This is a genomic window from Albidovulum sp., assembly GCF_041919395.1.
In the GTDB taxonomy this organism is placed as follows: Bacteria; Pseudomonadota; Alphaproteobacteria; order Rhodobacterales; family Rhodobacteraceae; genus Albidovulum.
This window is the reverse complement of record NZ_JAYRTX010000001.1, coordinates 38730-64795: the sequence shown is the minus strand read 5'-3', so window position 1 is coordinate 64795 and position 26066 is coordinate 38730. Positions and strand designations below refer to the sequence as shown.

The window sequence follows — 26066 nt, the reverse complement described above, 5'->3', positions numbered from 1 at the left end:
TCAGTGCAGGTGGCGCTGCCTCAGGCCGCGGAACACGTCCTCCAGCGCCCGGGGCGGCGTCAGATGCGCGCCGGCGAGTGCGTTGTCGAGCGCGATCTCCACCTCGCGGACAAGGGCGATCACGCAATCGTCGCCGCCCTGACCATGATCCGCGGCGTCAAGCCCTGCGCCCGTCAGTCCCGGCAGCGTCTCGCCCGCGACATCGAGAAGCCGCGCCTCGTCGATCCCCTGCGCCTCTGCCCAGTCGAGAGCGATGCGTGTCATCGCGTTGGACGACGCGGCGAGGAAGTCGTTCATCACCTTCGCCGCCATGCCCGCGCCGAAGCCGCCCATGCGGATCGCCTTTGTGGCGAGCCGGTCGAACAGGGGGCCGAGCCTCTCGATGTCCTCCCTCCGGCCGCCGAGGAAGAAGGTCAGGCGCCCCTCTTCGGCCGCGCGGAGGCCCCCGGTGAAGGGCGCATCGACAAGCGTCACCTCGGCCCGGATGCGGCCCCTCAGCGCCCGCACGTAGCGGGGCGAGAGGGTGGCGGCGAGGACGATGGTCTGGAGCGCAGGGGCTTTCTTCGCGAAAGCCTCGGCCTCGAAGAGGAGGCTTTCGCAGTCGCCGATGTCGGACGGCACCAGGAGCAGTGTCCTGAGCGCCGCAAGGTCGGCGCCGGCCGCGCCGGGCGCGAGGCCGGCAGCAGCCAGACGTGCGCGGAACACCCGCGCGACGCGGCCCGAACCGGCGATGCCAAGCCCGCCCATCAGTGTATGATCTTCTCGTCGCGGACGAACATGTTCGCCCAGGCACGGTCAATGAGATCAGGGGTCATCTGGTACGGAATCCCCTCGAAATTGCAAATCGCGATCATCTGGTCGATGAGAAACACCGGCTGATAGTTCGCATAGACGTTGCTGATCGTCGGATACTTCACCTTGAGCAAGTGAATAAGCGCCCTTTCGTCAAGCGGAACCTTCTTCTTCTTGGCCACCATCGCGAAGATCTTCAGGAACATCTCCTGGTTCGGGCCGTCGATCTTGATCTTGAAGAAGATCCTGCGAAGGGCCGCCTTGTCGAAGATCTCGTTCGGGTGGAAGTTCGTGGAGAAGATCACGAGCGTGTCGAAGGGCACCTCGAACTTCTCGCCGGACTGGAGCGCGAGGATGTCGCGGCTTTCCTCCAGGGGAACGATCCAGCGGTTGACGATCTTCTGCGGCGGCTCGGCCTGACGCCCGAGGTCGTCGATGATGAACACGCCGCCGGTCGCCTTCATCTGCAGGGACGCGGTGTAGGTCCGCGCCGTCGGGTTGTAGGTGAGGTCGAGCATGTCTAGCGAGAGTTCACCGCCGGTGATCACCGTCGGCCGGTCGCAGAGAACGTAGCGATTGTCGAAGCGGTTCGACGAGCGGCGGAGTGCTGTCGGATCGTCCTCGGATGCTTGCGCGGCCGAATGCACGATCGGGTCGTAGACGGTGATGACCTGGCCCGCGTATTCGATGGCCTTCGGGATGTAGATCTTGTCGCCGATCGCGTCGCGGATGCCGTTCGAGATGGAGGACTTGCCGTTGCCCGGCGGCCCGTACATCAGGATCGACCGGCCCGCGCCGACGGCCGGTCCGAGGTGGTCGAGAAGCTCGTCGGGCAGGATCAGGTGGCCCATCGCCGAGGTCAGGCGCTGGCGCGTGATCTGGATGTTGCGGATCGACTGCTTCTTCACCTGTTCGCGGTACATCTCCAGCGGCACGGGCATGGCGCCGTAGTATTCCGACTGGCTGAGCGCATCGAGTGCGCGTGCCTTGCCGGCATCTGCGAGCTGGTATCCCATCTCTCCGCCGGAGTTCGCGTGCAGCGTGCCGGTCGCTTCCAGCAGCTTCTGGCTGCGCGCAAGGTCTATCAGTTCCTGCGTGGCCGGGATCGGCAGTGCGATCTGACGCGAGATTTCCGAGACCGTTTCAAGGTTCATGCGGAACATCGTCTTGAGAAGGATGTCGCGCATCATCACCACGGAAAGGCCAGTGTCACCGAGCGACCGGGGCGGCGTCGGTGCAATGACGTTGGGCACCTGCATGTTCATCTGGCGGGACCTCTGCGGCGGTTCGGGCGGCGGTCAGAGACACCCGCACGCAAAAGCGCCCGTGCCCGCCGCCTTGGGATTCACAGCGCGACTTTGCCGAGGTATTGTGGCCAAAAGAAGGAAACAATTCCGCTGAAGAGGCACGAATGAGCAGACCCCGGACCGCCGCTCTCACGGCCTTCCTCGCCCTCGCGATCGTCATTCTTGGCGGGGTGCCACTCTTGAAGGGCGCCCTCTACCTGGAGAAGCACGAGGGCGACACGCTGCACCTGGCCGAGCTTGTGCTTAGGATGGCGCGGGGCGAGTGGCCGCATCTCGATTTCATGACGCCGATCGGTGTGCTCGCCATCGCGCCGATCGCCGTCTTCGTCAAGGCCGGCGCGGGGATCGGGCATGCGATCTTCTATTCCCAGATCCTCGTCGCGGTGCTGCTCCTCCCGGCCGTCCTGCGTGTGGCAACGAGCCGGATGACGGGGCCCTGGCCCTGGGCCTACGGCGGCTTCGTCATGCTCCTCTGCCTGGCGCTCGTGCACGGCGAGGCGGAAAGCTCGGTCTCGATCTCGATGCACTACAACCGCTGGGCCTGGGCGGTCAGCTACACTGTCATTCCCCTTGCCGTTCTGGCGCCCCTCGGCCGGCCGCGACCGTGGCTGGACGGGGCCCTGATCGGGCTCGGGATGGCGGTTCTCGTGCTCATGAAGGTGACGTATTTCGCCGCCTTCGCGCCGGGCATCGCGGTGGCGCTCCTGGCCCGGCGGCAGGGCACGATGATCGCGGCGGCGCTGATCGCCGGGCTCGGCGTGGCGACCCTGACGACAGCACTTGCCGGTCCCGCCTTCTGGGCCGCCTACCTGAAGGACCTCCTGACCGTCGCGACGGGAGAGACGCGGGCGGCGCCGGGCGAAAGCTTCATCGACGTGATCGTGGCGCCGCTCTACATGGGCGGCAGCCTCGCACTGATCGCCGCGGTGATCTTTCTTCGTCAGGCGGGAAGGGCGGTCGAGGGGCTCGCGCTCCTCCTGCTCATGCCGGGCTTTTTCTACGTCGCTTACCAGAACTTCGGCAACGATCCCCAGTGGCTTTATATGATGGCGCTCTTCGCCTTCCTCCTGCGTCCGGGGGCGGGCGTGACGAACGGGATGGGCTGGGACCTTCGCGCCGCGCTGACGGTCACCGGCATTGCGGCGCTGTGCTTCGGCGCGCCCTCGGCGATCAACCTCGCCTTCAGCCCCTGGCGCCACCTCGCGGCGGAGACCGAAGAGACGGTACCGCTTCTGCCGCGGCTGGCCGCGCACGCCGACCTCAGGACGCCCGAGAGCCGGCTCTACACCGTCAACCTGAAGGAGCCCTACGACCAGCCGGGCGATCCCTTCGCCGCCTTCCGCGATCTCGCCAAGCGCGAGGACCCGCCCGTGCTGAACGGCGACACGCTGCCCGAATGTCAGATCGAGGGCGGGATTTCGGGCTGGTTCGAACTGGTGGACGACGACCTGACAGCGGCCGGCTTCGCGGGCAGCTCGATTCTCGGCACCGATCTCTATTCCGCCTACTGGATGTTCGGGGATTTCAAGCCCGTGAAGGGCGCGGCGCCCTGGTACTATGGCGGCCTGTCGGGGGCGGAGAACGCCGACTATGTCGTCGTGCCCCTCTGCCCGATGGCCTTCTCGCTCCGCTCCGAGATGCTGAAGGCCTTTGACGAGGCGGGCTGGACGCTCCGCGAGGTGCGCCGCACGCCGCTTTACATATTGATGGAACCCATCGCCCCCTGAATTGCGGCGAGAACGCCGGGGAAGGCCAGGAAGACGAGGTAGGTGACGAAGGTGCCCACCAGCGCGAGACCCATCGGGAAATCCTTGCGCTGCCAACTGACCCAGTCCGGAGTTGCCGCCCGGACGGCGGGGATGGCCCGCATCAGCCGATGGGCGGCAAAGGCGCCGAGGAGGAAGGCCGCGAGCAGGACCAGCGCGATCTGGAGATGCTCGATCCGCTGCGCGAAGTAGGGCGCGACGGCGGCCGCGAATTTCGCGTCGCCAGCGCCGACGTTCGCGGCGACGTTGAGGACGAACCCGATGGCGAGCACGGCCACGAGGTTCACCCACCGCCAGAGCCAGAACTCCGCCGGTATCAGCACGAAGCCCGCGAAGGCGAAGACGGCGACGACCGCCATCACCGCCTTGTTGGGGATCTTCATGAACTTCAGGTCGGACCACGCAACCCAGGCGCAGATCGGAAGACAAAGCAGCAGGAAGACCTTGTAGGCGAAGGCTACCGCCTCCGGGCTCGTCGGCGGATAGGGGTTCAGCATGGGGTCAGCCGTTGTTCAGCGTCTCGAGCGCGCGGGCGGCCTGCTCGAAATATTGCGGGCTCGTGTCCACGGCATCTTCGAGAAGGCCCTTGCCGGTCGTGACGTCGCCCTGCTTGATGGCGGTGAGCGCCGCCGTATAGAGCAGTTGGGCCCGCTCCGCCTGGGTCATCGTCACCATCGGCATGTCGTACTTGCGTTGCGCTGCACGGGCGAGGACGAGGTTGTTCTTCGTCGTGAAGCTCGAGGTGTCGTAGGTCAGCGCCTCGGCAAAGAGCTTCTCCGCGCCGGGGAAATCGCCGCGCGTGAGTTTCGAATAGCCCCAGTTGTTCAGCACCGACGAGGGTTGTGTCGTGAGGCCGAAGGCGGTCTCGTAGAAACTGTCGGCCTTCTGCCATTTCTTGTTGGCATCGGCGACCATCGCCTCCAGCCGGTAGCGTTCGTAGGTCTCGTAGGTCGGGGGGATCATGTTGAGTTCGGCCTCGGCCTTGGCCCATTCATTGGCCCGGATGAGCGCGTCGGCAAGCGCCACGCGATCCTCGTTTGTGGCCTCTGCGCTGTCCACGACCGCGCGCCATGTCAGCGCGGCCTCGGTCGGTTTCTTGGCCCGCACCAGCGACTTGGCGAGCCCGCGCTTGAGGTCGATGCGGTCCGGATGTTGCGCGGCGGTCCTCTGGAAATAGACGACCGCCTCGTTCGGGTCGCCCACCGTCAGCATGACATCGTTGAGGTTGCTTTCATCGATGACGTTCACGTCCTCGATCGCGCGGTCGACTTCGGCGTCGGTGGCCTTCTGGCACGCGGAAACCGCTGTTACCCCCGCCAGGCAGAGGGAAATCAGGATGGGGTGGCGCATTTGATGCGTCCTTTGCTGCTCTTGCCTCAATGTTTGGTGAGAAGCAGGTATTGCCCGTTCCCGCGCCTCACCAGGGAGAATTCACCCTTATTCACAGGATCATATGACGGACTCTCGATTTTTGCGAGGGCACGGCGGAGATTTTCGCGGATGGCGTCCGTTTGGCCACTGTCCAGCGCGAAGGCCAGCCGGAAGACGCGGGAGGCTTCGGCATACTTGCCCTGCTCCATGAGAACGACGCCGAGATTGTTCCAGGCGGGCACGAAGGTCTCGTCCTCCTTCACGGCCCGGCGGAGCAGTTGCTCGGACTGGCCGAGCCTGCCGAGGTGCAGGTTGGCCGAGCCGAGCGCCGAGAGGACATCGACCGTCATCCCCTGGTCGCCCGCGGCTCGGTAGTAGGCCTTGAGCGCGAGTTCATATTCGCCCGCAGCCATGAGCCGATGCCCGACGATGAGACCGTCGACCGACTCTTCGCCCCTGACGGGACCCGCTGGTGGGAAGGGGGAGTCTTCAGAGACGCGCTGGCCGCCTGTCTGACAGGCGGCCAGCAACCCGGCTGCGAGAAGAAGGGCCGATACGCGGAGAGCCATCGCCTCAGGGAGAGAAGTTCGCGAACAGCTGCAGCATATCGTAAACCGAGGGCCCGACAAGGATGATGAGGAGCGGCGGCACCGTGAACATCATCGTGCCCAGCGTCATCTTCGTGGGAAGCTTGTTCGCGGCCTCTTCGGCCCGCATCACGCGCTTGTCGCGCATCTCGCTGGCATAGATCCTGAGCGCCTCGGCAATCGAGGTGCCGAAGGTTTGCGACTGGATCATCACCGTCACGAAGGAGGCGATGTCGGGCACGCCCGTGCGTTCGGAGAAGGCGCGCAGGACCGAGGTCTTGTCCTTGCCGGCCTTGACCTCCTGGGCGACGATCTCGAATTCCTCAGCCAGCGCCGGGTACCCGGTCTTCAGTTCCTTCGACACGCGGATGATGCCCTGGTCGAGCGACTGGCCGGCCTCCACGCAGACGAGAAGCATGTCAAGCGCATCGGGAAAACCGTTCTGGATCTCGCCCTGACGGGTCTGAATGCGCCGTTCGATCCAGTATTTCGGTAGGTAGTAGCCGATCGCGCCCGGCATGACGACCGCGAGGATCAGCGTCGTCGTCGCGATTTCGCCCGTGGCCGAGGCGACAATGGCATAGACGACACCGATGATGAGGAAGGCAATGCCCAGCATGAACTGGACGGCGTGGAAGGTGCGAACGGCGGTCTTGGACCGGTAACCCGCGCGCGTCATCTTCAGCCGGGAGGTGCTCATCTCCTCCTCGGTCTTGGGTTCGAGGAAGTGCGCGAACTTGTCGAGCTTGTCGCTGCCGCGGCCGGCGCGCAGCGACTTCTTCTCAAGCGTTCGGACGCGGTTCTCCCCGGTCGGCTTCGAGGTTTCGCGCAACCTGGAGAAGGGGTCGGCGCGCTTCTTGAGCATGGTCGGCAGCGCGATCGCCATGAGCGCGATGCCGAGCACGCCGACCGCGAAGAGCGGCCCCAACGGACCCATCTGGGCGATCAGGAAGTCATTGATCTGGGACAACATTCCGGTCAGGCCCCCTCAGACCTTGATGTTGACCATCATCTTCATGAAGATGATGTTGATGGCGAGGAAAGTGAAGACGATGAGCGCGGCCGGGACGAAGGCCGAGGTATCCTTTACCGTGTCGAAATAGTCGGGTTTCAGGATCTGGATCACCGCGAGCACGACCAGCGGGAAGGCAGACAGGAACATGCCCGACCATTTCGCCTCGGCCGTGATCGCGCGGACGCGGCGGAAAAGCCGGAAGCGGGCACGGATCACCTTGGCGAGACCGTCGAGGATCTCGGCAAGGTTGCCGCCCGATTGCTGCTGGATCGTCACGGCCACGGCAAGGAAGCGCAGGTCCTGCATGTCCATCCGTTCGGCGAGGTCCTTCAGGGAGTCGGAGACTTCGCGGCCGTAGGCGCTTTCGTCGGCGATCATCCCGAACTCGGTGCCGAGCGGATCGGGAACCTCCTTGGCGACGATCTGGATGGCGGACGAGAACGGGTGGCCGACCCGGAGGCTGCGCACCATCAGCTCGACCGCGTCGGGGAGCTGCTCCTCGACAAGATCCATCCGCTTCTTGGCCTTGCGGTTGATCCAGAAATAGACCGCGCCCACGCCCATGACGATGGCGACGGCGATCTGCACGGGTGTCGAAGCCGAGGTGCCGATCTTGAGCCCGAGGAAGGCCACGACCGTGAGGAGCGCCATCACGCCCATAAGGGCCTTCGGCGAGAAGGCGATATTCGCCTTCTGCGCCTTGGTGGCGAGGATCGAGTAGAGCGGGATGCCCTTGGCCTTCAGGTGCTGGCTCGCCTCCTTGCGGAGCTGTTCCAGCACCTTCTCGCGCTGTCCGCCCTTTTCCAGGAGATCAAGCCGGCGGTTGACCTTGGAGTTGAGCGAAATCGACTTGCCGAAGACGACGAGGTAGATGCCCTCGACGAGAAGGAGGACGGCGATGAAGATCAGGCCGTAGATGATGGGCGTCGGGCTGATGATCATGCGCGTTACTCCGCGGCCACGGGTTCGTAGATCGACGCCGGAAGGTCATAGCCCCAGGCGCGGAAGCGGTCGGCAAAGGCCGAACGGACGCCCGTCGCGGTGAAGCGACCGATGATCTTGCCGTCGGGGGCAAGGCCGAGCCGTTCGTAGCGGAAGATTTCCTGCATCGAGATCACGTCGCCTTCCATGCCGGTGATCTCGGTGATCGAGGTCATCCGGCGCGAGCCGTCCTGCAGGCGCGAGGCCTGCACGATGAGGTTGACGGCAGAGGCGATCTGGCTGCGCACGGCCTTGATCGGCATCTCGATCCCCGCCATCGCGATCATGTTTTCCAGACGGCTGATACCATCCCTCGCGCTGTTGGCGTGGATCGTGGTCATCGACCCGTCGTGGCCGGTGTTCATGGCCTGGAGCATGTCGATGACTTCCTCGCCGCGGGTTTCGCCGACGATGATGCGGTCGGGACGCATCCTGAGCGCGTTTCTCAGACAGTCGCGCTGGGTGACGGCGCCCTTGCCCTCGACGTTCGCGGGGCGGCTTTCCATCCGGCCGACATGAACCTGCTGGAGCTGGAGTTCCGCCGTGTCCTCGATCGTCAGGATGCGTTCGGAGTTGTCGATGAAGGACGAGAGCGCGTTGAGCGTGGTGGTCTTACCGGAACCTGTACCGCCCGAGACGATGATGTTGAGACGGGTCGCCACGGCGGCCTGGAGATAGGCCGCCATCTCCTCGGTGAAGGCGCCGAAGCGGACGAGGTCGTCCACGCCGAGCTTGTCCTTCTTGAATTTCCGGATCGAGACGAGCGAGCCATCCACCGCGATCGGCGGCACCATGCAGTTGAAACGCGATCCGTCGGCAAGGCGGGCGTCGCAATAGGGGTTCGATTCGTCGACGCGCCGGCCGACCGCGGACACGATCTTGTCGATGATCCGCAGAAGGTGGCGTTCGTCCTTGAAGGTGATGTCGGTCAGCGTGAGCTTCCCGGCACGCTCGACGAAGATCTGCTGCGGGCCGTTCACGAGGATGTCGTTCACGGTGTCGTCCTGCAGCAAGGGCTCCAGCGGACCGAGGCCCATCACCTCGTGGTAGAGCTCCTGGAAGAGAGAGGAGCGTTCGTCCTTGTTGAGGACGACGGACATCTCCTCCAGCGCCTCGGTGGTAATCGAGACGATCTCCTGCCGGAGTTCGGTTTCGGAGGCATGTTCGAGCGCGCCGAGGTTGAGGTTGTCGAGCAGCCGCTTGTGCAGTTCGACCTTCAGCTCGCCCATCCGCTCCTTGCGCTTCTTCTCCTTGTCGGCGGCGACCGCCTGGGCCGGATTGGCAGCCATGGGGCCTGTGCGCCGTGCGACGACGGGCCGGTGCGCCTCGGGCGCGGCGACCGTGGCGGGTTTCGGCGTCTGCACGGCCGGCGCGGCGGTGGTCGGTCCGGCGCCATCGGGCTTCTTGAAGCGGGAAAACATGGGTTACTCCGGTTCGACTGGCAGCGGTCAGACGGCCGCGGCTTCGGCGGCCACGTTGAGGTCGTAGATCGATTTCGCCAGCTTCGCGATCTCGCGCCGCAGCGGGTTCTTGGCGGCGGTTTCGGCCAGCGGCAGGCCGTGGTCGTTCGACTGCGTCACCTGCTTGGTTCCATCGGGAAGCTGAAGCTCGATCGTGATGTCCAGGCTCTCCGCCAGGCGCTTCACGCGGCCCTTGCCGGACAGATCGGTGAATTTCGGCGCGCGGTTGAGCACGTAGCGCAGCTTCTCGAAGGGAAGCTCTTCCGCCTTCAGCGCGCGGATCATCCTCAGCGCGTTCTGCGCGGAACGCATGTCGAGTTCCATCGTCGCGAAGTAGATGTGGGCCTGGTTCAGCACGGCCTCGGTCCACTGCACGACCGTCGAGGGCATGTCGACCACGACGAAGTCGAAATTCGCCCGCGCCACGTTGAGCACGCGGTTGATGTCCTCAGACGTGACGATGTCGAGCGGCAGCATCTCGGTCGGCGCCGTCATGACGTGCATCTTCTCGTTGTAGTTGAGAAGCGCCTGCAGGAAGCTCACGTTGTCCACCGAGGCGGTGTCGGACAGCATCTCGTAGACGGCCTCGCGGCGCGGCAGGTCGAGATAGGTCGAGACCGAGCCATACTGGAAGTTGAAATCCAGCAGGCAGACCCGCGGTCCGTTCGCCTTCTGGATCGTTGCCAGTTCCCAAGCGAGGTTCACCGCGAAGGTCGTGGCGCCCGTGCCGCCGGCGAGCCCGTGGACCGCCAGGATGACGCCGTCGCGGTCGCCCTTCGGCTTGAAGGCCGGCGCCGCCGGTTCTTCGGCCAGGGTGTGATCGACCGCGGGCGCCTTGTGCAGCCGCTCGATCGCGTCATGAAGCGCGTTCTCGGGAAGCGGATAGGGCACGAAATCGTCCGCGCCAAGCCGCAGCAGTTGGTGCAACGCGATCGGGCTCACCTCCTCGGCGATCAGGATGACCTTCACGCCCTTTTCCTTTGCGGTCGAGATGATCCCGGAAATCCGGGCGAGGTCGCTTTCGTCCTCCGAATCGACCGCGATGGCGACAAACTCGAGCGCGTCCGCGTCGGGCTGGTTGAGGAAGAGGATCGCATCGTCGAACGAAAGATCGCCCCAGCTTTCGCCAAGCTCGACTTCCATGTCCTCGATCAGAAGGTCGAAGTTGCTGACATCGCGCGAAATCGTGCACGCGACGATCGGTGCCGGTTCCGGCTGCAAGGCGGCTACGCTGCTCATTCCCACACGTCCTTCATTACGCGGATGGAGGGCCTCGTCCTGTGCATCGTGCTTGGTCGTCAAGTCGCTACAGGTCCCGGTCCATCACCCGGCACGACCTTATGGCCGCGCCATTACTCCCAGGTTGCGAAAATCCCGGAGAACTTTGGCAATATTGGGGCCGAAATACCGAAATTATGCGTTATCCGGCGACGATCAAAAGCGTTGGGCGGCCTTTGTTGCCAATGGCCGCCCAACGCAGGAAACAATTTGCGATACTTGCGCGTCAGCCGCCCGTGGAGGCGCCCCCTGCACCGGCGGTGCCTTGGACCGAGTCCACCGTATGCGCCGTGGTTGCGCTGGTCACATACTCGCGCCAGATGATCTCGGCGTACTTGCCATTGAGGACCAGCGGGTTCTTGGCGACAAAGCCCGACACCTCCGTGACCGTGCGGCGGTTGCGCCGCTCTTCGGTCTGGACATAGACGAGCGGCTGCGTTTCGCCGAAGGACGCGACGGCTTCCAGCCGCGACCGGCTGATGCCCTGGCTTGCCAGGAAGGCGACGACGGCCTTGGCTCGGCGCAGGCCCAGCCCCTTGTTGTAGGCGTCCGAGCCCACGAGGTCGGTATGGCCGTAGACGCGGAAGCGCACCTCGGGGAATTGCCGGATCCAGTCGGCCTGACGCATCAGCGCCTGCTGGGCCTCGCCGTCCAGAACCGCGCTGTCGAAGGCGAAGTTGACCGTATTCGGTACCTCGGCCGCGAAGCGGCGCGTCAGGTCGATGACATAGGACCGTTCGCCCTGCTGGATGAGCGTGTTGTTCATCGTCGCGTTGCCGAAATCGTGCGTCTCGATCTCGGAACCTGCCTCCGAATAGAAGGTGCGGGCGATATTGGTTTCCTTTGAGCAGGCCGCAAGAGCGGTCAGGCTTGCCGAAAGGAGGAGAAGGCTTGTCTTGGCTCGCATCGTCTCACTCCATCACATAGCCATAGGAGCCGCTGTAGTCCTGCTTCGACACTTCGCCGATGGCGCCCTTCGACTTCCCGGTCGAGGCCGTCTTGCCGAAGAGGAAGAGCTCGGCTTCGGTGGGCGCCTTCACGCGGTCGGTCGGCAGCGCCAGCGCCTCGCCCCGGGTGGGTGACACGAGGTGCGGCGTGATGATGATCACGAGCTCGGACTGGTTGCGCTGGAAGTCGGCGCTGCGAAAGAGCGCGCCGAGCACCGGAACGTCGCCAAGCCAGGGGATCTGGCCGTTCGAATCCGTGAAGTCGTCCTGCAGGAGCCCCGCGATGGCGAAGCTCTCGCCGTCGCGCATTTCGACCGTGGTCTGCGCCTCGCGGCGCTTGAAGGCGTTCAGGGTGATACCGGTCCCGACACTCGTCTGGATCGTCGTGTCGATGCTCGAAACGGCTGCGTTGATCGAAAGGTTGATGATGTCATCATCCACGACGACCGGCTTGAACGTGAGTTCCACGCCGAACGGCTTGTATTCGACGGTCACGGTGTTGTTCTCGCTGGCGACAGGGATCGGATATTCGCCGCCGGCGAGGAATGCCGCCTCCTGTCCCGAAAGCGCGGTCAGGTTCGGCTCCGACAGGGTTCTGACAAGGCCTTTCTGTTCGAGCGCTTCCAGCAGGATGCCGAACTGGACGCTTCCGCCCGTGAAGCCGATGCCGAAGCCGCCGGTCTGGGCCGTCGTGAAGCCGCCACCGCCGGCGACGCTGACAGCGCCGTTCAGGTTTGCACCCGTGCCGGCCTCGACGTTGACCGACCGTGTCGGGTCGGGGGTGCGTATGCCGAGACTCGTTTGCAGTCGCTTGGTGACCGAACGCTGCATCTCCGCGAAGCGGACCTTCAGCATGACCTGCTGGGTGCCGCCGACGACCATCAGGTTCGACACCCGGTCGGGCGCATAGCGCTTGGCGAGGTCGAGTGCCCGATCGAGCTTCGCGGTCGAGGACACGACCCCCGAAAGCACGATGCCGTCGTTCGCGGTCCTGACCTCGATGTTTTCACCGGGTAGAATTTGTTGCAGCCGTTCCTTGAACTCCGCCACGTCGAGCGAGACCTGAACGTCGACGTTGGTGATGAGCTTTCCGTCCGGCGCAAGAAGCGTAAGGGTGGTGCGCCCCGGCGCCTTGCCGAGGACGTAGATCGACCGGTCCGACAGCGTCGAGATGTCGGCGATGCCTGGGTTGGCGATCGACAACTCGGCGAAGGGTTGGTCGGATTCGACGACGACCGCCCGGTTCATCGGGACCGTCAGCGCGCTCGTGGCCGATCCGTTCACGATCTTGAGGGTTTCCGCTTGGGCGGCCGGGACGGCGACGGTGCAGAGCGAAACGCCCAGCATTCCCGCCGCAAGGGTTCTTTTCATGCTCATGTGACCTGCCTCTCCGATCACGCCTCTGGGATGGGTCTTCGCGCCCGTTGATCGGGTCTTGGATGCCCATATTGCTGCCAGAATGCGGGACGCGGGCTTTTTTTGCAAGAATCAACCGGTTGCCGCAGGGTTCTTATGTGGATAACCGGCAACACAAGGGAATCTGTGGTGCGAAATGACAGCACCGGCCACTTGATGTTGTGGCCGGTGCGGATAACGGATGGCGGCTTTCGGCCCGCGTCAGTTGGTGCAGGGAATCACGGTCTCTACGATTTCACCACCCTTGTTGGTGCGGATGGTGCAGACCTTCGGCGCCGCCACCTCCTGGACCGGGGCTTCCTCGACGATGCCGAGAAGCGTGTTGCGGTTGATCTCGATGGCGCCCACCTTCTGCTCGTCTCCGGTGCCCACGAGCGAGAGGGTCAGCCGGCCGGTCTGCTGGGCGAGCGCGAGCGCCGCGACCTGCTCCGGCGTGGCCTCGACGGTGACGGTGCGGGCGATCATCGTTTCCTCGCTGCGGTCGGCGTCCGCACTCTGGTTGATCGCGATGAGGCGCACGGCCGAGTCGATGAGCTTCGCCACGTCCTGGCCATTGACGGCGCCGGACCAGTATACGTCGACCCGGTCTCCCGGTCGCAGGAAGCCCGACACGCCCGAGGTCACGTCCACGTTGATGGCGAAGGCGCGCATCCCGGCGGACAGATTGGCGTTGATCCCGGCATCGATACCGGGTTCGGTGATCTTTGCGAGAAGGACCGGTTCGAACGGCTCATAGCTCCGCAGCGCGGCGCGGGGGCGGGTTTCGCCTTCCCAGAACACCGGCACGATCGCAGGGTCGCCGCCCTGAGGGGCCACCACCGCGTTGAAGATGCCGGTGGGCGTCTTGCCTTCTTGGACCTTGATCACCTCGAGGTCGTCGCGGGTGAAGCGGTCGCCGTATTTCATCGCCCTCTTGGCAACGACAACGTTCACGAGCTTCGGCGCATTCGCCTGTTCGGCCGCAAGACGGTCGCGTTCGGCCTGGGTCTGGGCGATGAAGCCCTGCGCCATGTAGACGGCAAAGCCGGCAAGCGCGACCCCCAGAACCAGAACCAGAGCAAATACCAGACGCATCGTCCTTCCTTTCGTCCATCGGCATGATGTCCGGATCCCATCAGGATCGGGCCTCCTGCCTCATCAAGGTTTATATCTTAACCGAATACGGCGAAATGGTGGTCAAAGCACGCCCGATAGGTGGAATTTCTTCTGCTTCGGAAACATTTGCCCCGGAAGTCTCTCCCGAGACAGCAAATCGGGCGCCGCGTTGCCGCGCGCCCGATCCTGTCACTCCTGTGCGCCGGGCGCTCAGAACGTGGTGTTGATCGATTGGGAAGAAAGCCAGGATTCCGTTTTCTGGCCGATGCTTGTCATCTGGCCCTTGAGGCCGGCCATGGCGACCAGCACCAGACTAACCACGCTTGCCGTCAGCACGACCCAATCCACGGTGACCGCGCCATCGTCGTTGGCGAGAAACCGCTTGCTACGCTTGAATACCGTCATTTCACGCTCCGTTGTCTTTCGCGGCGCCGCATCCGGGCGGCCGGCACAAGTCTCGCCCTTGACCCTTGTGTTCAGTAAAGGCGCTCAAGATGGCACGATTTGGGCACTCGTCGTCCTTTTTCGCGCAAGGGCGGCCGGCATCTGGAAACGATCGGTTGCAGTTGCCGAAACGAAAACCGCGCCCGGGTTGGGCGCGGTTTCGCAGTCGTCCTGGTCCTGAGCCGGATCAGAAGGTCGAGTTGATCGACTGGCTCGAGAGGTAGGAGTTGATCTTCGTGGTGAGCGAGCCCGTGCCCTTCTTCACCGCGGCGAGCGCGGCGACGCCGAGGCCGACGACGGCGGCGGTCAGCACGACCCAGTCGACGGTCACAGCGCCGTCTTCCTCGTTGTTGAACTTCTTCGCAAGCTTGAACAGTTTCATGTCTCTCTCCGTAGGTTCGCTTCAATGCACCCGCGAACCGTGTCGGTCGTCTCTCCGACCCGTAACTTCCCGTCGCGGAATGAGTGCAAGGTGCCCCCGAATCGTGACCCAAGTTGGGCGCTGTTCGTATATTTCGGTGGAGGCTCGCGCGTTTCGGGAAACGTTCCGGATGCGCCGTTTCCATCCCGTCGATGCCGGCCGAGCGAGCTGCCCGCCGCCCGAAACGAAAACCGCGCCCGGGTTGGGCGCGGTTTCGCAGTCGTCCTGGTCCTGAGCCGGATCAGAAGGTCGAGTTGATCGACTGGCTCGAGAGGTAGGAGTTGATCTTCGTGGTGAGCGAGCCCGTGCCCTTCTTCACCGCGGCGAGCGCGGCGACGCCGAGGCCGACGACGGCGGCGGTCAGCACGACCCAGTCGACGGTCACAGCGCCGTCTTCCTCGTTGTTGAACTTCTTCGCAAGCTTGAACAGTTTCATGTCTCTCTCCGTAGGTTCGCTTCAATGCACCCGCGAACCGTGTCGGTCGTCTCTCCGACCCGTAACTTCCCGTCGCGGAATGAGTGCAAGGTGCCCCCGAATCGTGACCCAAGTTGGGCGCTGTTCGTATATTTCGGTGGAGGCTCGCGCGTTTCGGGAAACGTTCCGGATGCGCCGTTTCCATCCCGTCGATGCCGGCCGAGCGAGCTGCCCGCCGCCCGAAACGAAAACCGCGCCCGGGTTGGGCGCGGTTTCGCAGTCGTCCTGGTCCTGAGCCGGATCAGAAGGTCGAGTTGATCGACTGGCTCGAGAGGTAGGAGTTGATCTTCGTGGTGAGCGAGCCCGTGCCCTTCTTCACCGCGGCGAGCGCGGCGACGCCGAGGCCGACGACGGCGGCGGTCAGCACGACCCAGTCGACGGTCACAGCGCCGTCTTCCTCGTTGTTGAACTTCTTCGCAAGCTTGAACAGTTTCATGTCTCTCTCCGTGACTTCACCCGTTGCACCATCCGCTTCGCCGGGGCGGGGTCGCCATTTCCACCCCGTCTGCGTTGCGGCATGGGCTCATGAGGCCCCCGAATCGTGGCGGCAATTGGGCAGTGATCGTACATTTTGAAGTTGTGTTAACATCAGCCTCAGAATGCGATAAAACATTGTAATATATACAAAAAAGCTGCGCCTGCCGGGCGGATCGCCGCCCCGACCTGTTGCCGAAAGGCCGAATCGCCGTGAAATGGCGCGCCAGGGACGCAAAACCCTTGGCTCCGCGATGCGATTTCTGCGACAACTCGACCAACGATAAGATCATGAGGCAGGTTGGGCGGAATGCTGCGAGGCATCGCACCAATTCTATCTTGCGGCGCGGTTCTGAGCCTGATCGTAGGGATTGCCGTCGCCGAGACCCCGGCGGGCGCCACGTCCGGCACCGGGCCTGCGGGCTATGCGGAGTTCACCTTCAAGCGCATCAGCGCGCCTTCGGCCACCTCGGCCAAGCGGATCACCGTCCAAATCGACCCCGAGGAGCAGGCGAAGCGGCTCGCCACCGGGCCCCTGCCGCCGGCGGTGCATCCGATCCCGCACGGTGGCGCAGCGCCCGGGCTCGAACCCGCCTTGCCGCAGCCGAGCGCCTACGACTGGTACTGGGAAAAGGTCTCTCCCGCGATCGGTAACCGTGACGGTCGCTTCCCGGCGGCGCTCGCCGCGCTGACGCAGGGTCCCGCCGGCACCCAGGTCGGCGCTCCGCGCCTGCAACGCCTGCAGGAAATCGCGACCGTCCACGGGGCCGAGATCCTCAAGGCCACGATCGGCACCGAGGTGTCGCCCGCGCTCGTCCTCGCCGTCATCGGCATCGAAAGCGGGGGCCGGGTCGATGCCGTGTCCACGGCGGGCGCGATCGGGCTCATGCAGCTCATCCCGGCGACGGCGGATCGCTTCGGCGTCGTCGACAGCGCCAATCCGGTCGACAACATCAAGGGCGGCGTGGCCTATCTCGACTGGCTGATGAAGGAATTCGACCGCGATCCCCTGATGGTGCTCGCGGCCTACAACGCGGGTGAGAACGCGGTGAAATCCAATGGCGGCGTGCCGCCCTATGCCGAGACCCGGGCTTATGTGCCCAAGGTGCTCGCCGCCTGGGCGGTCGCCCGCGGGCTCTGCGTCACGCCGCCGGAGCTGGTGACCGACGGCTGCGTCTTCGCCGTGAAAGGATGAGTGTTCCGAGATGACCGAGGTGAAGCCGCTTGTCCTGGACGTCGACGGGACGTTCCTGAAGACCGACATGCTGTTCGAATGCCTCTGGGCCGGGCTCGGCACCGACCCCCTGCCAACGCTGCGTGCCGCCGTGACGCATTTCCGCCACCCCGAGCGGCTGAAGGCCGAGCTTGTGCGGATCGCGCCGATCCGCACCGATCTTCTGCCGGTGAACCCCGCCGTCGCCGACCTCGCGCTCCGCTCCCGCATGGCCGGCCGCGAGGTCGTGCTCGCCTCGGCGTCCGACCGCAGCCTCGTCACCCGTCTCGCCGCCGAATACGGACTTTCGGAACGCGTCTTCGCCTCGGATGCGACGCAGAACCTCAAGGGCGCGCGCAAGGCCGAGGCGCTTGTGCAGGCGTTCGGCGAGCGGGGCTTCGACTACGCGGGCGACAACCCCGTGGACATGGCGGTCTGGGCGCGGGCCGAGAACGCCATCGTCGTCGGTCGGGTGCCGCAGGCGCGGGAGCTTTCCGCGCGCGGGCAGAACGTGGTGGAGATCGGCGGCGGCTGGAACTGGCGCGCGCTGGTCAAGTCGCTCCGGCCGCACCAGTGGGTGAAGAACGTCCTGCTTCTCCTCGCCATGATCGCGGCGCACCGGTTCGACCTCGCGACGTTGATTCCGATCCTCTGGGCCATCGTGGCCTTCTCGGCCGCCGCCTCGTCGATCTACATCGTGAACGACCTTCTCGACCTGGAGGCGGACAGGCTCCACCCGACGAAGTGCCGCCGACCCTTCGCCAGCGGCGATGTCCCGATCCAGGTCGGCATGGTGGCCTTCGCGGGGCTCGCCATCCTCTCGCTCGGCATCGCGGCCACGCTCAACGCCCAGTTCTTCGGTGTCGTGGTGCTCTACATGGTCACCTCGCTCGCCTATTCGCTGAAGCTGAAGCGGATGCGCTGGATCGACATCTCGACGCTTGCCGCTCTCTACACGATCCGCGTCGTCGCCGGCGCCGCCGCGGCGCAGGTGGATGTCTCGGTCTACATGCTCATCTTCATCTTCCCGATCTTCATCACGCTCGGCTGCGTCAAGCGGCTGACCGAGCTGACGCTCGCCACTTCCGACGACCGCCTGCCAGGGCGCGGCTACGGCCGGCCCGACCGCAGCGACCTTCTCAACGTCGCCATGCTGGGCACCTTCTGGGCGCTGGTGATCTTCTTTCTCTACTCGCTCAGCGATCAGGGACAGGAACTTTATCCCACGACCTGGATTCTCTGGGTGGCGATGATTCCGATGACCCTTTGGCTCGTGCGGATGGTGATGCTCGGCTGGTACGGCAAGCAGGACTACGACCCGATCGTCTTCGCCATGCGCGACAAGTTCGGGATCGGGTTGTTGATGATAATCCTCAGCCTGATGTTCTGGGCGGCCGGACTCTGGTCCCAGTGGTTCGGCGGCTGACGCTCAGTCCTTGCGCCTCGGCGCGAGCCGGTAGATCCCCTCGGGCAGGTTCAGCGCGGCGGCGAGTTCGTTCACCTGCGCCATCGACAGGACGATCTTCACCACCTCGTCGCGGCGCGGGTCGTACTGTTCGATTGTCACGCATTCCTCGAACGCCTGGATCGTCACATCCTCTTCAAGATGCGGGCTGCCCTCGTCCACGAGGGTGATCACGGTGGCGTCGAAGTCGTGCTCTATGGTGAACATGGAGCAAGCCTAGCGCGCCCGGCTCGCGTCCACAATGCCGGTTCCCCGTCGCTCAACCCCGCGTGACGTCGGCGGGCCGGGGCTTTTCCGCAGGCCACTTGGGCGCTACCTTGTGACGCAAGAGCAGCAATGGCCCGGGAGAGGCGCAATGAGACACCTGACCACGGCGGTGATGGCGCTCGCCCTCGGGGGATGCGTCGCAACCGCCCCGCCGGCGCCGATGCCGATGGAACCGCTGCCGCCGGCCGGAGCAATGGTTCCACCCGACGTCGCTGCCGCGAACTTCGTCTCCGTCGTTGCCCGGATGGAGCCGGTGGTAGAGAGCGAATGCCTTGCGCGCCGCGCCGCCACGAACTGCGATTTCCGCATCGTCGTGGATGACCGCCCGGGCCAGCCGCCCAATGCCTACCAGACGCTCGACCCCTCGGGCCGGCCAATCATCGCCTTCACGATCCCGCTCATCGCCGAGGCGCGCAACAGAGACGAGCTGGCCTTCGTCATGGGCCACGAGGCCGCGCACCATATCGCGAGCCATATCCCCCGCCAGCAGCAGGAGGCGGCGACGGGGGCGATCATCTTCGGCGTCCTCACCGCCGCCACCGGCGGGGACGAGCGGGCCGTCCAGACGGCACAGGACATCGGCGGCAACCTGGGCGCGCGCCGCTACGCCAAGGACTACGAGCTTGAGGCCGATGCGCTCGGCACCGTCCTGACCTGGAAAGCGGGCTACGACCCGGAGAGGGGCGCGGCCTTCTTCGCGCGCATCCCCGACCCGGGGAACCGCTTCCTCGGCACCCATCCGCCGAACGCCGCCCGGATCGAGACGGTGCGACGGACGCTCGCGACATTGCGATGACGGCCGAGCGCGGGCTTGATCCAAGTCAATGCGAGGCGCATGCTGGTGCGATGATGCTGGGGCCAACGTAACGCATCGGGAGCGTGAGCCATGGGCAAGATCGTGCAGATGGATGCGACCGGAACGCCGGACATCCCCTATTTCCTGACCGAGGCCGAGACGCGCCGCCATGGCGTCGACATCGGCGAGGCAGTCCAGACGGGCATGTTGACGGCCGAGGACTTCCGCGCCTTGCTGGCCGCCTGCCGGACCTGCGACGACGGGCAGGCTGTCCGCTGCGAGCCCGGCCACGACCGCACCGCCCGCGCCGCGCCGGACTGGTGTGCGAACCGGACGGTGCTGGAGGCGCTGCGGGGTATCGTCTGATCCGCCGCGACCGCACCGCCTGCCACTCCGGGCGCGTGACAACGGGGTGCGGGCGCCGCTAATCTTTCCCCGAGGACGGGGGAGGATTACATGCGCGACCTGCTGGCCGGCGAAATCCGGCGCTTCGCCAATACCTGCATCTGGTCGGTTCAGGGCTGGCGCGCGGCCTGGGCCAGCGAGAAGTCGCTGCGCCAGTGGACGCTGGTGAACCTCCTGTCGGCCACGCTCGCCTTCACGCTGGACCTCACCTCCGGCGAACGCGCGCTTATCGTTGCGCTCGGTCTCGTTGTCCTTGCGGCCGAACTTCTGAATACCGCCATCGAGGAGGTTGTGGACCTCGTCTCGCCGGGGCCGCATCCGCGCGCGGGAAAGGCGAAGGACTGTGGCTCGGCCGGCGTGGCGCTCGCTGCGCTGGCGGGTGGCGCCGCCTGGGTCGTGATCCTCCTCGGCTGACCCAAGGTAAGGGATACCAGTATCGGCACTGCACCGGTGGCGTGCTAGACCTTGCGGAAGTCGAGGCTCATCGGTTTGGGGTGGGTGACCCCGGGGCACCGGGCGCGAGGGTAGGGCGCGCCCCTGCCGTGGTCCCGCCGCCGCACTCTCCCGGCGGCGGCGGGTCCTTCCTCAGGGCTCAGGCGTTGCGCCAGACGTTATGGGCGAAGCTTGCCACCCCGAGCAGCACCAGAAGTTCGGCAAGGGGCGCCAGTGGCGGCATGCCTGCTTCTGTTATGCGGCCAGTCAAGAGCATCGACAGCATGATCAGCAGGATCACCGACCCCGCCAGATGCAGCCAGAAATGCGCCCGCGCCAGCGACGTCGCCGCCATCGCCGGGATTACCCTGTAGACCAGTCCGAAGACGGTCATCAGCGTGAAGCCGAGAAGGTTGATGTGCGCGTGCAGCGGCGCGAGCGAATGGTCGCCCGAGCCGCCCATGTACATGCCGAGAACGATACCCAACACCAGATAAGCAACACCGATCACCATGAAGTTTCTTGAGATCTGCATAGCCGTTTCCTGATTGAAAGCGGGTGTCCTGTCGCCCGCGGGCCGGACTCTATGCACGTTCACGGAAACGTGAAGAAAAATCGGCCCGGACGGCGCCGTTTGCAACCCGGGAAGGAATTCGAGAAGGGGACTTCGTGCGAAGCGGTCAGAACAGCGTCAGAGCCTTCGCGCCCAGAGGTCGTAGTCGCCCGCCTCGTCCACCTCGACGGTCACGATGTCGCCGGGCTGGACCCCTTCGAAGCCCTCGTCGATGAAGAGGTTTCCGTCGATCTCGGGCGCGTCGGCCTTGGTTCGGCAGGTGGCGCCCTCGTCATCGACCGCATCGACGATGGCTTCAAGCCGGGTGCCCACCTTCGCCGCGAGCCTGGCCGCAGAGATCGCCTGCGCCTTCTCCATGAAGCGGTGCCAGCGTTCGTCCTTCACCTCTTCAGCCACATGGTCGGGCAGTTCGTTCGACCGCGCGCCGGCGACGTTCTCGTATCTGAAGCATCCGACCCGATCGAGCCGGGCCTCGTCCATCCAGTCGAGAAGGGTCTGGAACTCTGCTTCGGTCTCGCCGGGGTAGCCCACGATGAAGGTTGACCGGAGCGTGATCTCGGGGCAGACGCGCCGCCAGGCCGCGATCTCGTCTAGCGTCTTTGCGGCGGCGGCCGGCCGCGCCATACGCTTCAGGGTGTCGGGGTGGGCGTGCTGGAACGGGATATCGAGGTAGGGCAGGATCAGCCCCTCCGCCATCAAGGGCACAAGGTCGCGCACATGGGGGTAGGGGTAGACGTAATGGAGCCGCACCCAGGCACCGAGCGACCCGAGGTCGCGGGCGAGGTCGGTGACATGGGCGCGGTGGCCGTTCTTCTCGGCGTGCCTGATGTCGACGCCATAGGCCGAGGTATCCTGGCTGATGACGAGGAGTTCCTTCACCCCCGCCTCGACCAGCTTCTCCGCTTCGCGCAGCACCGCATGGGCGGGGCGGCTGACGAGGCGGCCCCGCATGTCGGGAATGATGCAGAAACGGCAGTGGTGATTGCAGCCTTCGGAAATCTTCAGGTAGCTGTAGTGCCTTGGCGTCAGCTTGACCCCTGTCGCGGGCAGGAGGTCCACGAACGGGTCGGGAGCGGGCGGCACGGCGGCGTGGACGGCGTTCAGCACCTGCTCGTATTGCTGCGGTCCGGTGACGGCCAGCACTGACGGGTGGACCCCGGTGATGTAGTCGGGCTCCGCACCGAGGCAGCCCGTGACGATCACCCGGCCGTTCGCGCTGAGCGCCTCGCCGATCGCCTCCAGGCTTTCCGCCTTGGCGCTGTCGAGAAAGCCGCAAGTGTTCACGATGACCGCGTCCGCGCCCGCGTAGTCCGGGCTGATCGCATAGCCCTCGGCCCTCAGCCGGGTCAGGATGCGCTCGCTGTCCACCAGCGCCTTGGGGCAGCCGAGCGAGACCATGCCGACCCTCGGCTGGCCCGGACGGGCCGCGGTGTCGAAGACCGGTTTCGGTGCGAGGTCGGGGCGGAGGTTCGGCGGGTTCTGGGTCATCGCGCGGATATAGTCGCTCGGCGAGTGGCGGAAAAGCGGGATCGCGTCAGGGCCTCAGCCGCCAGCCGGTACGGAAGATCGCCCAGACCGCCGCAAGGCCGAGGCCGAGGAAGACCGCGAGGGCCGCGAGCGAAGCCGCCACGGGCACGTCGGCAAGCCCGAAGAACGCCCACCGGAAGCCCGAGACGAGGTAGAGGACCGGGTTGAGATGCGCGACCGCTTCCCAGAACGGGGGCAGCATCGAGGCGGAGTAGAAGGCGCCGCCAAGGAAGACCAGGGGCGTGATCACCATCAGCGGGATGAACTGCAACTGCTGCCAGTCTTTCGCCCAGATGCCCATGAGAAACCCCATGAGCGAGAAGCCGAAAGCGGTCAGCACCAGGAATCCCAGCGCCCAAAAGGGGTGGACGATGGGAATGTCGACGAAGAAGAGCGCGGTCAGGTAGATCACCACCGCAATGATGACCGACTTCAGCGCGGCGGCGCCGACGTATCCCATCACCACTTCGAGAAACGACACGGGCGCCGAGAGAAGCTCGTACATGGTGCCCACGAACTTCGGGAAGAAGATGCCGAAGGAGGCATTGGACAGCGACTGCTGCAGCACCGTCAGCATGATGAGCCCCGGAACGATGAAGGCACCGTAGCTGACGCCCTCCACATCCTGGATGCGCGCCCCGATCGCGGCGCCGAAGACGACGAAGTAAAGGACCGTCGAGACGACCGGGGAGGCAAGCGATTCCCAGGGCGTGCGCCAGAAGCGCGCCATTTCGTGGTTGAAGATCGTGGCGACAGCCTGCCAGTTCATCCGCCTTGCTCCACCAGGTGCAGGAACACTTCTTCGAGCGAGGACTGCTCGGTCTCGAGGTCCCGCACGGCGATTCCCGCCGCCGCGAAACCGGCCAGAAGCCGCGCGATCCCGCTCCGGTCGGCGCGGGTGTCGTAGTCGAAGCTGACGTGGAGCCCGTCCGGCGAGAGCGTCGGCATGTGGCCCGTCATCGTCTCGGCGACCCCGGCCGGCAGCGCAGCCAGCGGTTCCGCCAGTTCCAGCGTCAGCCTCTTGCGGCCGAACTCGTGCATCAGCTTCGCCGTCTCCTTCAGAAGGAGAAGGCGTCCCTTGTCGATGATGCCGATCCGGTCGGCCATTTCCTCGGCCTCCTCAAGATAATGCGTCGTGAGGATGATCGTCACTCCCGAGGCGCGCAGGTCGCGCACGACCGCCCACATCTCTCGGCGCAGGTTCACGTCGACGCCGGCGGTCGGCTCGTCGAGAAAGAGGATGCGCGGCCCGTGCGACAGCGCCTTGCCGATCAACACCCGCCGCTTCATGCCGCCCGAAAGCTCGTTCAGCCGCGCATCGCGCTTGTCCCAGAGCGCGAGCGAACGCAGGACCTGTTCCAGGTGCGCATCGTCCGGCCGCTTGCCGAAAAGCCCGCGCGAGAAGCGCAGCGTGTTCATCACCCGCTCGAACGGTTCGACCGCGATCTCCTGCGGCACGAGACCGATGAGCGCACGCGCCGCGCGGTAGTCGCGCACGATGTCGTGCCCGCCCACCAGTGCCCGGCCACCCGAGGGCGTCACGAGGCCGCAGAGGATGGAGATGAACGTCGTCTTGCCCGCGCCGTTTGGCCCGAGCAGGGCAAGGATCTCGCCCTCGGCGATATCGAGCGTGACGCCCGAAAGCGCGACCGTGCCGCTCGCATAGGTCTTGGAGAGGTCCTGGACCTCGATGATGGGGGACATTTGACCGATCGTTCCTGTCGTGCGTGGCGACAGGTTAACCGCTCGGTCCGGCGACTTCCAGCGCGGGTATTCCTGACCCCGTCGACTACCGCTCGGGAAGGCCGCAGCGCCCGATGGCATCGACGTACTCGGGATTCGAGTGCAGGACGGAGGGGGGCCAACTGGCCCGCACATAGGCCACGGTCGCATGCGGGTAGTACCGCAGGAATTCCCGCGCCTCCGCCCGCGCCTCGGCCTCTCGCCCGGCGAGGACGAGATCGCAGAGGATCATCCGATAGGCCCAGGTCATCCCCGGATTGGCGCGCATCCCGGCGCGGACCAGGTCCAGCGACGCGTCGAGCTCGCCCAGCCCCCGAAGCGCCGCGGCGCGGCCGAGAACCACGTTGAAGCGGAACGGATCGAGCGGGCTCAGCTTTTCGGCGCGGTCGAAATGGCGAAGCGCATCTTCGGATGCGCCGGCGTAGATCGCCGACCACCCCTTGCGCATCCAGCCCCAGGCGTTGTTCGGGTCGATTGCGAGCGCCCGGTCGATGAAGCTGTCGGCCAGCGCGACATCGGTGGAACTCAGCGAGAAGGCGGCGCCCAGGGCGACGAGGGCCGGGGGATCGTCGCCGAGCCCACTGGCGACAGAGCTTGCCAGATTCAGCGCGATCGCCCGATCGGCCCCGATATCGGCGGACCACATGTATGTGGCCTGCTGCGCCAATGCCCAGGCCTTGTAGGCAAGCGCCAGCGCATAGCCGGGCGCGCGCGCCGCCGCCTCGCCGAAGAGCGCGATCGCCCTCTCGTTCCCGTCCTGCCGGTGTGCCCAGAAATGTGGCATCGCAGTGAGGACGAGATCATAGGCCGTTCGATCGGTCGGAACGGTGGAATGTGCGCGGTCGATCTCGGCCGCCCGCAGCGAGGGCTGAACCTGCCCCGCGACCTGCGCGGCGATCCTGTCCTGCAGCGCGAAGAGATCGTCGAGCCGGTCGTCGAACCGCTGCGACCAGAGCAGCCGGCCATCGCGGCCGCGCACGAGCTGCACCGAGATGCGCACGCGGTCCCCCGCACGCTGGACGGAGCCCTCGACGAGGTAGTCGGTCCCCAGCCGCTCGGACGTGGCGCGAATGTCGAGACGCTCGTTGCCGAGCGCGAAGGCGGACTGGCGCGCGATCACCTCGAACTCGCGTGCCCGGCTCAGCGCGCCCGTGATTTCCTCGACCACGCCATCCGCGAACATGTCCGTCTCGGGCACGCCGATCTCACTGAAGGGGAGGACCGCAAGACGCGGCAGGCGGCCGCTGGAGACCGGGGAAGCGGGCGACACCGGGCTCTCCGTCGCTGAGTGCGACATGCGGGCAGTGCGAAGCCAGTCCTCGAATGCTTCCGACGCAAGGTCGAAGCCTTCGAGAAATTCGCCCGGGCCGCTCACGTCGGGCGTGACCGCGGTGGTGCAGAGCCTGACGCTCTGCCGGTCCGCCTCGATCACGGCGGAGGGCAGGGCGCGGCGAAGCGCCGACAACTCCTGCCGGAGCGACGCCCGCGCCTGCTCCTCTGGGCGATCGCTCCAGAGCAGGTCGGCGAGGAGACCGCGCTCGGCCTTCTGGCCCGGCTGCAGCGACAGGAAGGCAAGCATCGCCTGGGCGCGGCGGGAAAGGCCGCGAATCTCGGTTCCGCTGCCATCGCGAAACGTGACCGGTCCGGTAAGGGTGATCGTGATCGGAAGCTTCGTCATCACGGTTCGACTGCGGACGGTGCCGCACCTTTTGCACAAGCGCCGGTCAATATTGCGGAAATATTGCACGGTGGTCGCCCCATTTCACGAAGGAATTTGCGCCGCTCTTGCGGGCGGGTGCGACGCTGGCGCCAGTC

The 26066-nt window shown here is 65.5% G+C and carries 28 protein-coding genes; 6 read left to right on the top strand and 22 right to left on the bottom strand.

Translation table 11 applies throughout. The annotated features are described in order from the left end of the window. Complete coding sequence (locus ACMUOO_RS00340) at positions 1-747, bottom strand: NAD(P)-binding domain-containing protein (protein WP_301919315.1); 747 nt, start codon at positions 745-747, stop codon at positions 1-3. After that, on the bottom strand, positions 747-2057 hold the full coding sequence (locus ACMUOO_RS00335; RefSeq protein ID WP_301919314.1) for an ATPase: 1311 nt from the start codon (positions 2055-2057) through the stop codon (positions 747-749). Before ACMUOO_RS00335 ends, ACMUOO_RS00340 begins: the two co-directional genes overlap by 1 nt. A gap of 146 nt (positions 2058-2203) precedes the next feature. Here ACMUOO_RS00335 and ACMUOO_RS00330 point away from each other — a divergent pair, with 146 nt between their 5' ends. After that, a complete protein-coding gene (locus ACMUOO_RS00330; protein WP_301919313.1) occupies positions 2204-3826 on the top strand; it encodes a hypothetical protein in 1623 nt (540 codons plus the stop codon). Here the strand turns inward: ACMUOO_RS00330 and ACMUOO_RS00325 are convergent. The 14 genes from ACMUOO_RS00325 to ACMUOO_RS00260 all read right to left on the bottom strand — a co-directional run bounded on the left by ACMUOO_RS00325 (position 3796) and on the right by ACMUOO_RS00260 (position 15791). Further along, a complete protein-coding gene (locus ACMUOO_RS00325) occupies positions 3796-4362 on the bottom strand; it encodes a prepilin peptidase (protein ID WP_301919312.1) in 567 nt (188 codons plus the stop codon). The genes ACMUOO_RS00330 and ACMUOO_RS00325 overlap by 31 nt on opposite strands. Before the next feature lie 4 nt (positions 4363-4366). Next, the gene (locus ACMUOO_RS00320) at positions 4367-5215 is read right to left on the bottom strand and encodes a tetratricopeptide repeat protein (RefSeq protein WP_301919311.1); all 849 of its coding nucleotides are present in this window, start codon (positions 5213-5215) and stop codon (positions 4367-4369) included. Positions 5216-5241: 26 nt separating this feature from the next. Next, a complete protein-coding gene (locus tag ACMUOO_RS00315) occupies positions 5242-5805 on the bottom strand; it encodes a tetratricopeptide repeat protein (RefSeq protein WP_301919310.1) in 564 nt (187 codons plus the stop codon). 4 nt (positions 5806-5809) lie between these two features. Beyond that, entirely contained in the window at positions 5810-6796 is a 987-nt protein-coding gene (locus ACMUOO_RS00310) for a type II secretion system F family protein (RefSeq protein ID WP_301919309.1), read from the bottom strand. Positions 6797-6811: 15 nt separating this feature from the next. Beyond that, a complete protein-coding gene (locus ACMUOO_RS00305) occupies positions 6812-7780 on the bottom strand; it encodes a type II secretion system F family protein (RefSeq protein ID WP_301919308.1) in 969 nt (322 codons plus the stop codon). 5 nt (positions 7781-7785) lie between these two features. Next, on the bottom strand, positions 7786-9240 hold the full coding sequence (locus ACMUOO_RS00300) for a CpaF family protein (RefSeq protein ID WP_301919307.1): 1455 nt from the start codon (positions 9238-9240) through the stop codon (positions 7786-7788). Positions 9241-9267: 27 nt separating this feature from the next. Next, the gene (locus tag ACMUOO_RS00295; RefSeq protein ID WP_301919306.1) at positions 9268-10518 is read right to left on the bottom strand and encodes an AAA family ATPase; all 1251 of its coding nucleotides are present in this window, start codon (positions 10516-10518) and stop codon (positions 9268-9270) included. Between the two features lie 265 nt (positions 10519-10783). Continuing rightward, the gene (locus tag ACMUOO_RS00290) at positions 10784-11464 is read right to left on the bottom strand and encodes an OmpA family protein (protein ID WP_413854652.1); all 681 of its coding nucleotides are present in this window, start codon (positions 11462-11464) and stop codon (positions 10784-10786) included. 4 nt (positions 11465-11468) lie between these two features. After that, positions 11469-12881, bottom strand: a complete 1413-nt coding sequence (locus ACMUOO_RS00285; protein ID WP_301919304.1) for a type II and III secretion system protein family protein — start codon at positions 12879-12881, stop codon at positions 11469-11471. A gap of 240 nt (positions 12882-13121) precedes the next feature. After that, entirely contained in the window at positions 13122-13994 is an 873-nt protein-coding gene (gene cpaB, locus ACMUOO_RS00280; RefSeq protein ID WP_301919303.1) for a Flp pilus assembly protein CpaB, read from the bottom strand. A 231-nt stretch (positions 13995-14225) separates the two neighbouring features. Then, positions 14226-14420: a hypothetical protein gene (locus ACMUOO_RS00275; protein ID WP_301919302.1), complete on the bottom strand. Its 195-nt coding sequence runs from the start codon at positions 14418-14420 to the stop codon at positions 14226-14228. 226 nt (positions 14421-14646) lie between these two features. Further along, a complete protein-coding gene (locus ACMUOO_RS00270) occupies positions 14647-14841 on the bottom strand; it encodes a hypothetical protein (protein ID WP_291335765.1) in 195 nt (64 codons plus the stop codon). Positions 14842-15121: 280 nt separating this feature from the next. Further along, positions 15122-15316: a hypothetical protein gene (locus tag ACMUOO_RS00265; protein ID WP_291335765.1), complete on the bottom strand. Its 195-nt coding sequence runs from the start codon at positions 15314-15316 to the stop codon at positions 15122-15124. 280 nt (positions 15317-15596) lie between these two features. Beyond that, positions 15597-15791 carry a hypothetical protein gene (locus ACMUOO_RS00260; protein ID WP_291335765.1) on the bottom strand — a complete coding sequence of 65 codons (195 nt, stop codon included), beginning with the start codon at positions 15789-15791 and terminating at the stop codon, positions 15597-15599. Between the two features lie 348 nt (positions 15792-16139). On the opposite strand from ACMUOO_RS00260, the gene ACMUOO_RS00255 reads away from it, so the two are divergent. Both ACMUOO_RS00255 and ACMUOO_RS00250 read left to right on the top strand, forming a co-directional pair. Then, on the top strand, positions 16140-17024 hold the full coding sequence (locus ACMUOO_RS00255) for a lytic transglycosylase domain-containing protein (RefSeq protein ID WP_301919301.1): 885 nt from the start codon (positions 16140-16142) through the stop codon (positions 17022-17024). A 10-nt stretch (positions 17025-17034) separates the two neighbouring features. Continuing rightward, entirely contained in the window at positions 17035-18468 is a 1434-nt protein-coding gene (locus tag ACMUOO_RS00250) for a UbiA family prenyltransferase (RefSeq protein WP_301919300.1), read from the top strand. A gap of 3 nt (positions 18469-18471) precedes the next feature. Here the strand turns inward: ACMUOO_RS00250 and ACMUOO_RS00245 are convergent, their stop codons facing one another. Further along, complete coding sequence (locus ACMUOO_RS00245) at positions 18472-18714, bottom strand: hypothetical protein (RefSeq protein WP_301919299.1); 243 nt, start codon at positions 18712-18714, stop codon at positions 18472-18474. A 148-nt stretch (positions 18715-18862) separates the two neighbouring features. Here ACMUOO_RS00245 and ACMUOO_RS00240 point away from each other — a divergent pair, with 148 nt between their 5' ends. The 3 genes from ACMUOO_RS00240 to ACMUOO_RS00230 all read left to right on the top strand — a co-directional run bounded on the left by ACMUOO_RS00240 (position 18863) and on the right by ACMUOO_RS00230 (position 20389). Then, the gene (locus ACMUOO_RS00240; protein WP_301919298.1) at positions 18863-19570 is read left to right on the top strand and encodes a M48 family metallopeptidase; all 708 of its coding nucleotides are present in this window, start codon (positions 18863-18865) and stop codon (positions 19568-19570) included. A 90-nt stretch (positions 19571-19660) separates the two neighbouring features. Next, complete coding sequence (locus ACMUOO_RS00235) at positions 19661-19936, top strand: DUF6455 family protein (RefSeq protein ID WP_301919297.1); 276 nt, start codon at positions 19661-19663, stop codon at positions 19934-19936. Between the two features lie 90 nt (positions 19937-20026). After that, positions 20027-20389, top strand: a complete 363-nt coding sequence (locus tag ACMUOO_RS00230; RefSeq protein WP_301919296.1) for a diacylglycerol kinase — start codon at positions 20027-20029, stop codon at positions 20387-20389. Positions 20390-20567: 178 nt separating this feature from the next. Here ACMUOO_RS00230 and ACMUOO_RS00225 read toward each other — a convergent pair whose 3' ends face one another. The 5 genes from ACMUOO_RS00225 to ACMUOO_RS00205 all read right to left on the bottom strand — a co-directional run bounded on the left by ACMUOO_RS00225 (position 20568) and on the right by ACMUOO_RS00205 (position 25929). Then, a complete protein-coding gene (locus tag ACMUOO_RS00225; protein WP_301919295.1) occupies positions 20568-20942 on the bottom strand; it encodes a hypothetical protein in 375 nt (124 codons plus the stop codon). Positions 20943-21098: 156 nt separating this feature from the next. Then, positions 21099-22469 carry a 30S ribosomal protein S12 methylthiotransferase RimO gene (gene rimO / locus ACMUOO_RS00220; RefSeq protein ID WP_301919294.1) on the bottom strand — a complete coding sequence of 457 codons (1371 nt, stop codon included), beginning with the start codon at positions 22467-22469 and terminating at the stop codon, positions 21099-21101. Between the two features lie 46 nt (positions 22470-22515). Continuing rightward, positions 22516-23277 carry an ABC transporter permease gene (locus ACMUOO_RS00215; protein ID WP_301919293.1) on the bottom strand — a complete coding sequence of 254 codons (762 nt, stop codon included), beginning with the start codon at positions 23275-23277 and terminating at the stop codon, positions 22516-22518. Beyond that, positions 23274-24212: an ABC transporter ATP-binding protein gene (locus ACMUOO_RS00210; protein ID WP_301919292.1), complete on the bottom strand. Its 939-nt coding sequence runs from the start codon at positions 24210-24212 to the stop codon at positions 23274-23276. The genes ACMUOO_RS00215 and ACMUOO_RS00210 overlap by 4 nt, the downstream gene beginning before the upstream one ends. Positions 24213-24297: 85 nt before the next feature. After that, the gene (locus ACMUOO_RS00205; RefSeq protein WP_413854645.1) at positions 24298-25929 is read right to left on the bottom strand and encodes a hypothetical protein; all 1632 of its coding nucleotides are present in this window, start codon (positions 25927-25929) and stop codon (positions 24298-24300) included. Positions 25930-26066 lie beyond the last annotated feature (137 nt).

Coding starts and splice junctions, on each gene's coding strand:
- ACMUOO_RS00340 (WP_301919315.1), bottom strand. CDS start 747: ATGGGCGGGCTTGGCATCGCCGGTTCGGGCCGCGTCGCGCGGGTGTTC.
- ACMUOO_RS00335 (WP_301919314.1), bottom strand. CDS start 2,057: ATGAACATGCAGGTGCCCAACGTCATTGCACCGACGCCGCCCCGGTCG.
- ACMUOO_RS00330 (WP_301919313.1), top strand. CDS start 2,204: ATGAGCAGACCCCGGACCGCCGCTCTCACGGCCTTCCTCGCCCTCGCG.
- ACMUOO_RS00325 (WP_301919312.1), bottom strand. CDS start 4,362: ATGCTGAACCCCTATCCGCCGACGAGCCCGGAGGCGGTAGCCTTCGCC.
- ACMUOO_RS00320 (WP_301919311.1), bottom strand. CDS start 5,215: ATGCGCCACCCCATCCTGATTTCCCTCTGCCTGGCGGGGGTAACAGCG.
- ACMUOO_RS00315 (WP_301919310.1), bottom strand. CDS start 5,805: ATGGCTCTCCGCGTATCGGCCCTTCTTCTCGCAGCCGGGTTGCTGGCC.
- ACMUOO_RS00310 (WP_301919309.1), bottom strand. CDS start 6,796: ATGTTGTCCCAGATCAATGACTTCCTGATCGCCCAGATGGGTCCGTTG.
- ACMUOO_RS00305 (WP_301919308.1), bottom strand. CDS start 7,780: ATGATCATCAGCCCGACGCCCATCATCTACGGCCTGATCTTCATCGCC.
- ACMUOO_RS00300 (WP_301919307.1), bottom strand. CDS start 9,240: ATGTTTTCCCGCTTCAAGAAGCCCGATGGCGCCGGACCGACCACCGCC.
- ACMUOO_RS00295 (WP_301919306.1), bottom strand. CDS start 10,518: ATGAGCAGCGTAGCCGCCTTGCAGCCGGAACCGGCACCGATCGTCGCG.
- ACMUOO_RS00290 (WP_413854652.1), bottom strand. CDS start 11,464: ATGCGAGCCAAGACAAGCCTTCTCCTCCTTTCGGCAAGCCTGACCGCT.
- ACMUOO_RS00285 (WP_301919304.1), bottom strand. CDS start 12,881: ATGAGCATGAAAAGAACCCTTGCGGCGGGAATGCTGGGCGTTTCGCTC.
- cpaB (WP_301919303.1), bottom strand. CDS start 13,994: ATGCGTCTGGTATTTGCTCTGGTTCTGGTTCTGGGGGTCGCGCTTGCC.
- ACMUOO_RS00275 (WP_301919302.1), bottom strand. CDS start 14,420: ATGACGGTATTCAAGCGTAGCAAGCGGTTTCTCGCCAACGACGATGGC.
- ACMUOO_RS00270 (WP_291335765.1), bottom strand. CDS start 14,841: ATGAAACTGTTCAAGCTTGCGAAGAAGTTCAACAACGAGGAAGACGGC.
- ACMUOO_RS00265 (WP_291335765.1), bottom strand. CDS start 15,316: ATGAAACTGTTCAAGCTTGCGAAGAAGTTCAACAACGAGGAAGACGGC.
- ACMUOO_RS00260 (WP_291335765.1), bottom strand. CDS start 15,791: ATGAAACTGTTCAAGCTTGCGAAGAAGTTCAACAACGAGGAAGACGGC.
- ACMUOO_RS00255 (WP_301919301.1), top strand. CDS start 16,140: ATGCTGCGAGGCATCGCACCAATTCTATCTTGCGGCGCGGTTCTGAGC.
- ACMUOO_RS00250 (WP_301919300.1), top strand. CDS start 17,035: ATGACCGAGGTGAAGCCGCTTGTCCTGGACGTCGACGGGACGTTCCTG.
- ACMUOO_RS00245 (WP_301919299.1), bottom strand. CDS start 18,714: ATGTTCACCATAGAGCACGACTTCGACGCCACCGTGATCACCCTCGTG.
- ACMUOO_RS00240 (WP_301919298.1), top strand. CDS start 18,863: ATGAGACACCTGACCACGGCGGTGATGGCGCTCGCCCTCGGGGGATGC.
- ACMUOO_RS00235 (WP_301919297.1), top strand. CDS start 19,661: ATGGGCAAGATCGTGCAGATGGATGCGACCGGAACGCCGGACATCCCC.
- ACMUOO_RS00230 (WP_301919296.1), top strand. CDS start 20,027: ATGCGCGACCTGCTGGCCGGCGAAATCCGGCGCTTCGCCAATACCTGC.
- ACMUOO_RS00225 (WP_301919295.1), bottom strand. CDS start 20,942: ATGCAGATCTCAAGAAACTTCATGGTGATCGGTGTTGCTTATCTGGTG.
- rimO (WP_301919294.1), bottom strand. CDS start 22,469: ATGACCCAGAACCCGCCGAACCTCCGCCCCGACCTCGCACCGAAACCG.
- ACMUOO_RS00215 (WP_301919293.1), bottom strand. CDS start 23,277: ATGAACTGGCAGGCTGTCGCCACGATCTTCAACCACGAAATGGCGCGC.
- ACMUOO_RS00210 (WP_301919292.1), bottom strand. CDS start 24,212: ATGTCCCCCATCATCGAGGTCCAGGACCTCTCCAAGACCTATGCGAGC.
- ACMUOO_RS00205 (WP_413854645.1), bottom strand. CDS start 25,929: ATGACGAAGCTTCCGATCACGATCACCCTTACCGGACCGGTCACGTTT.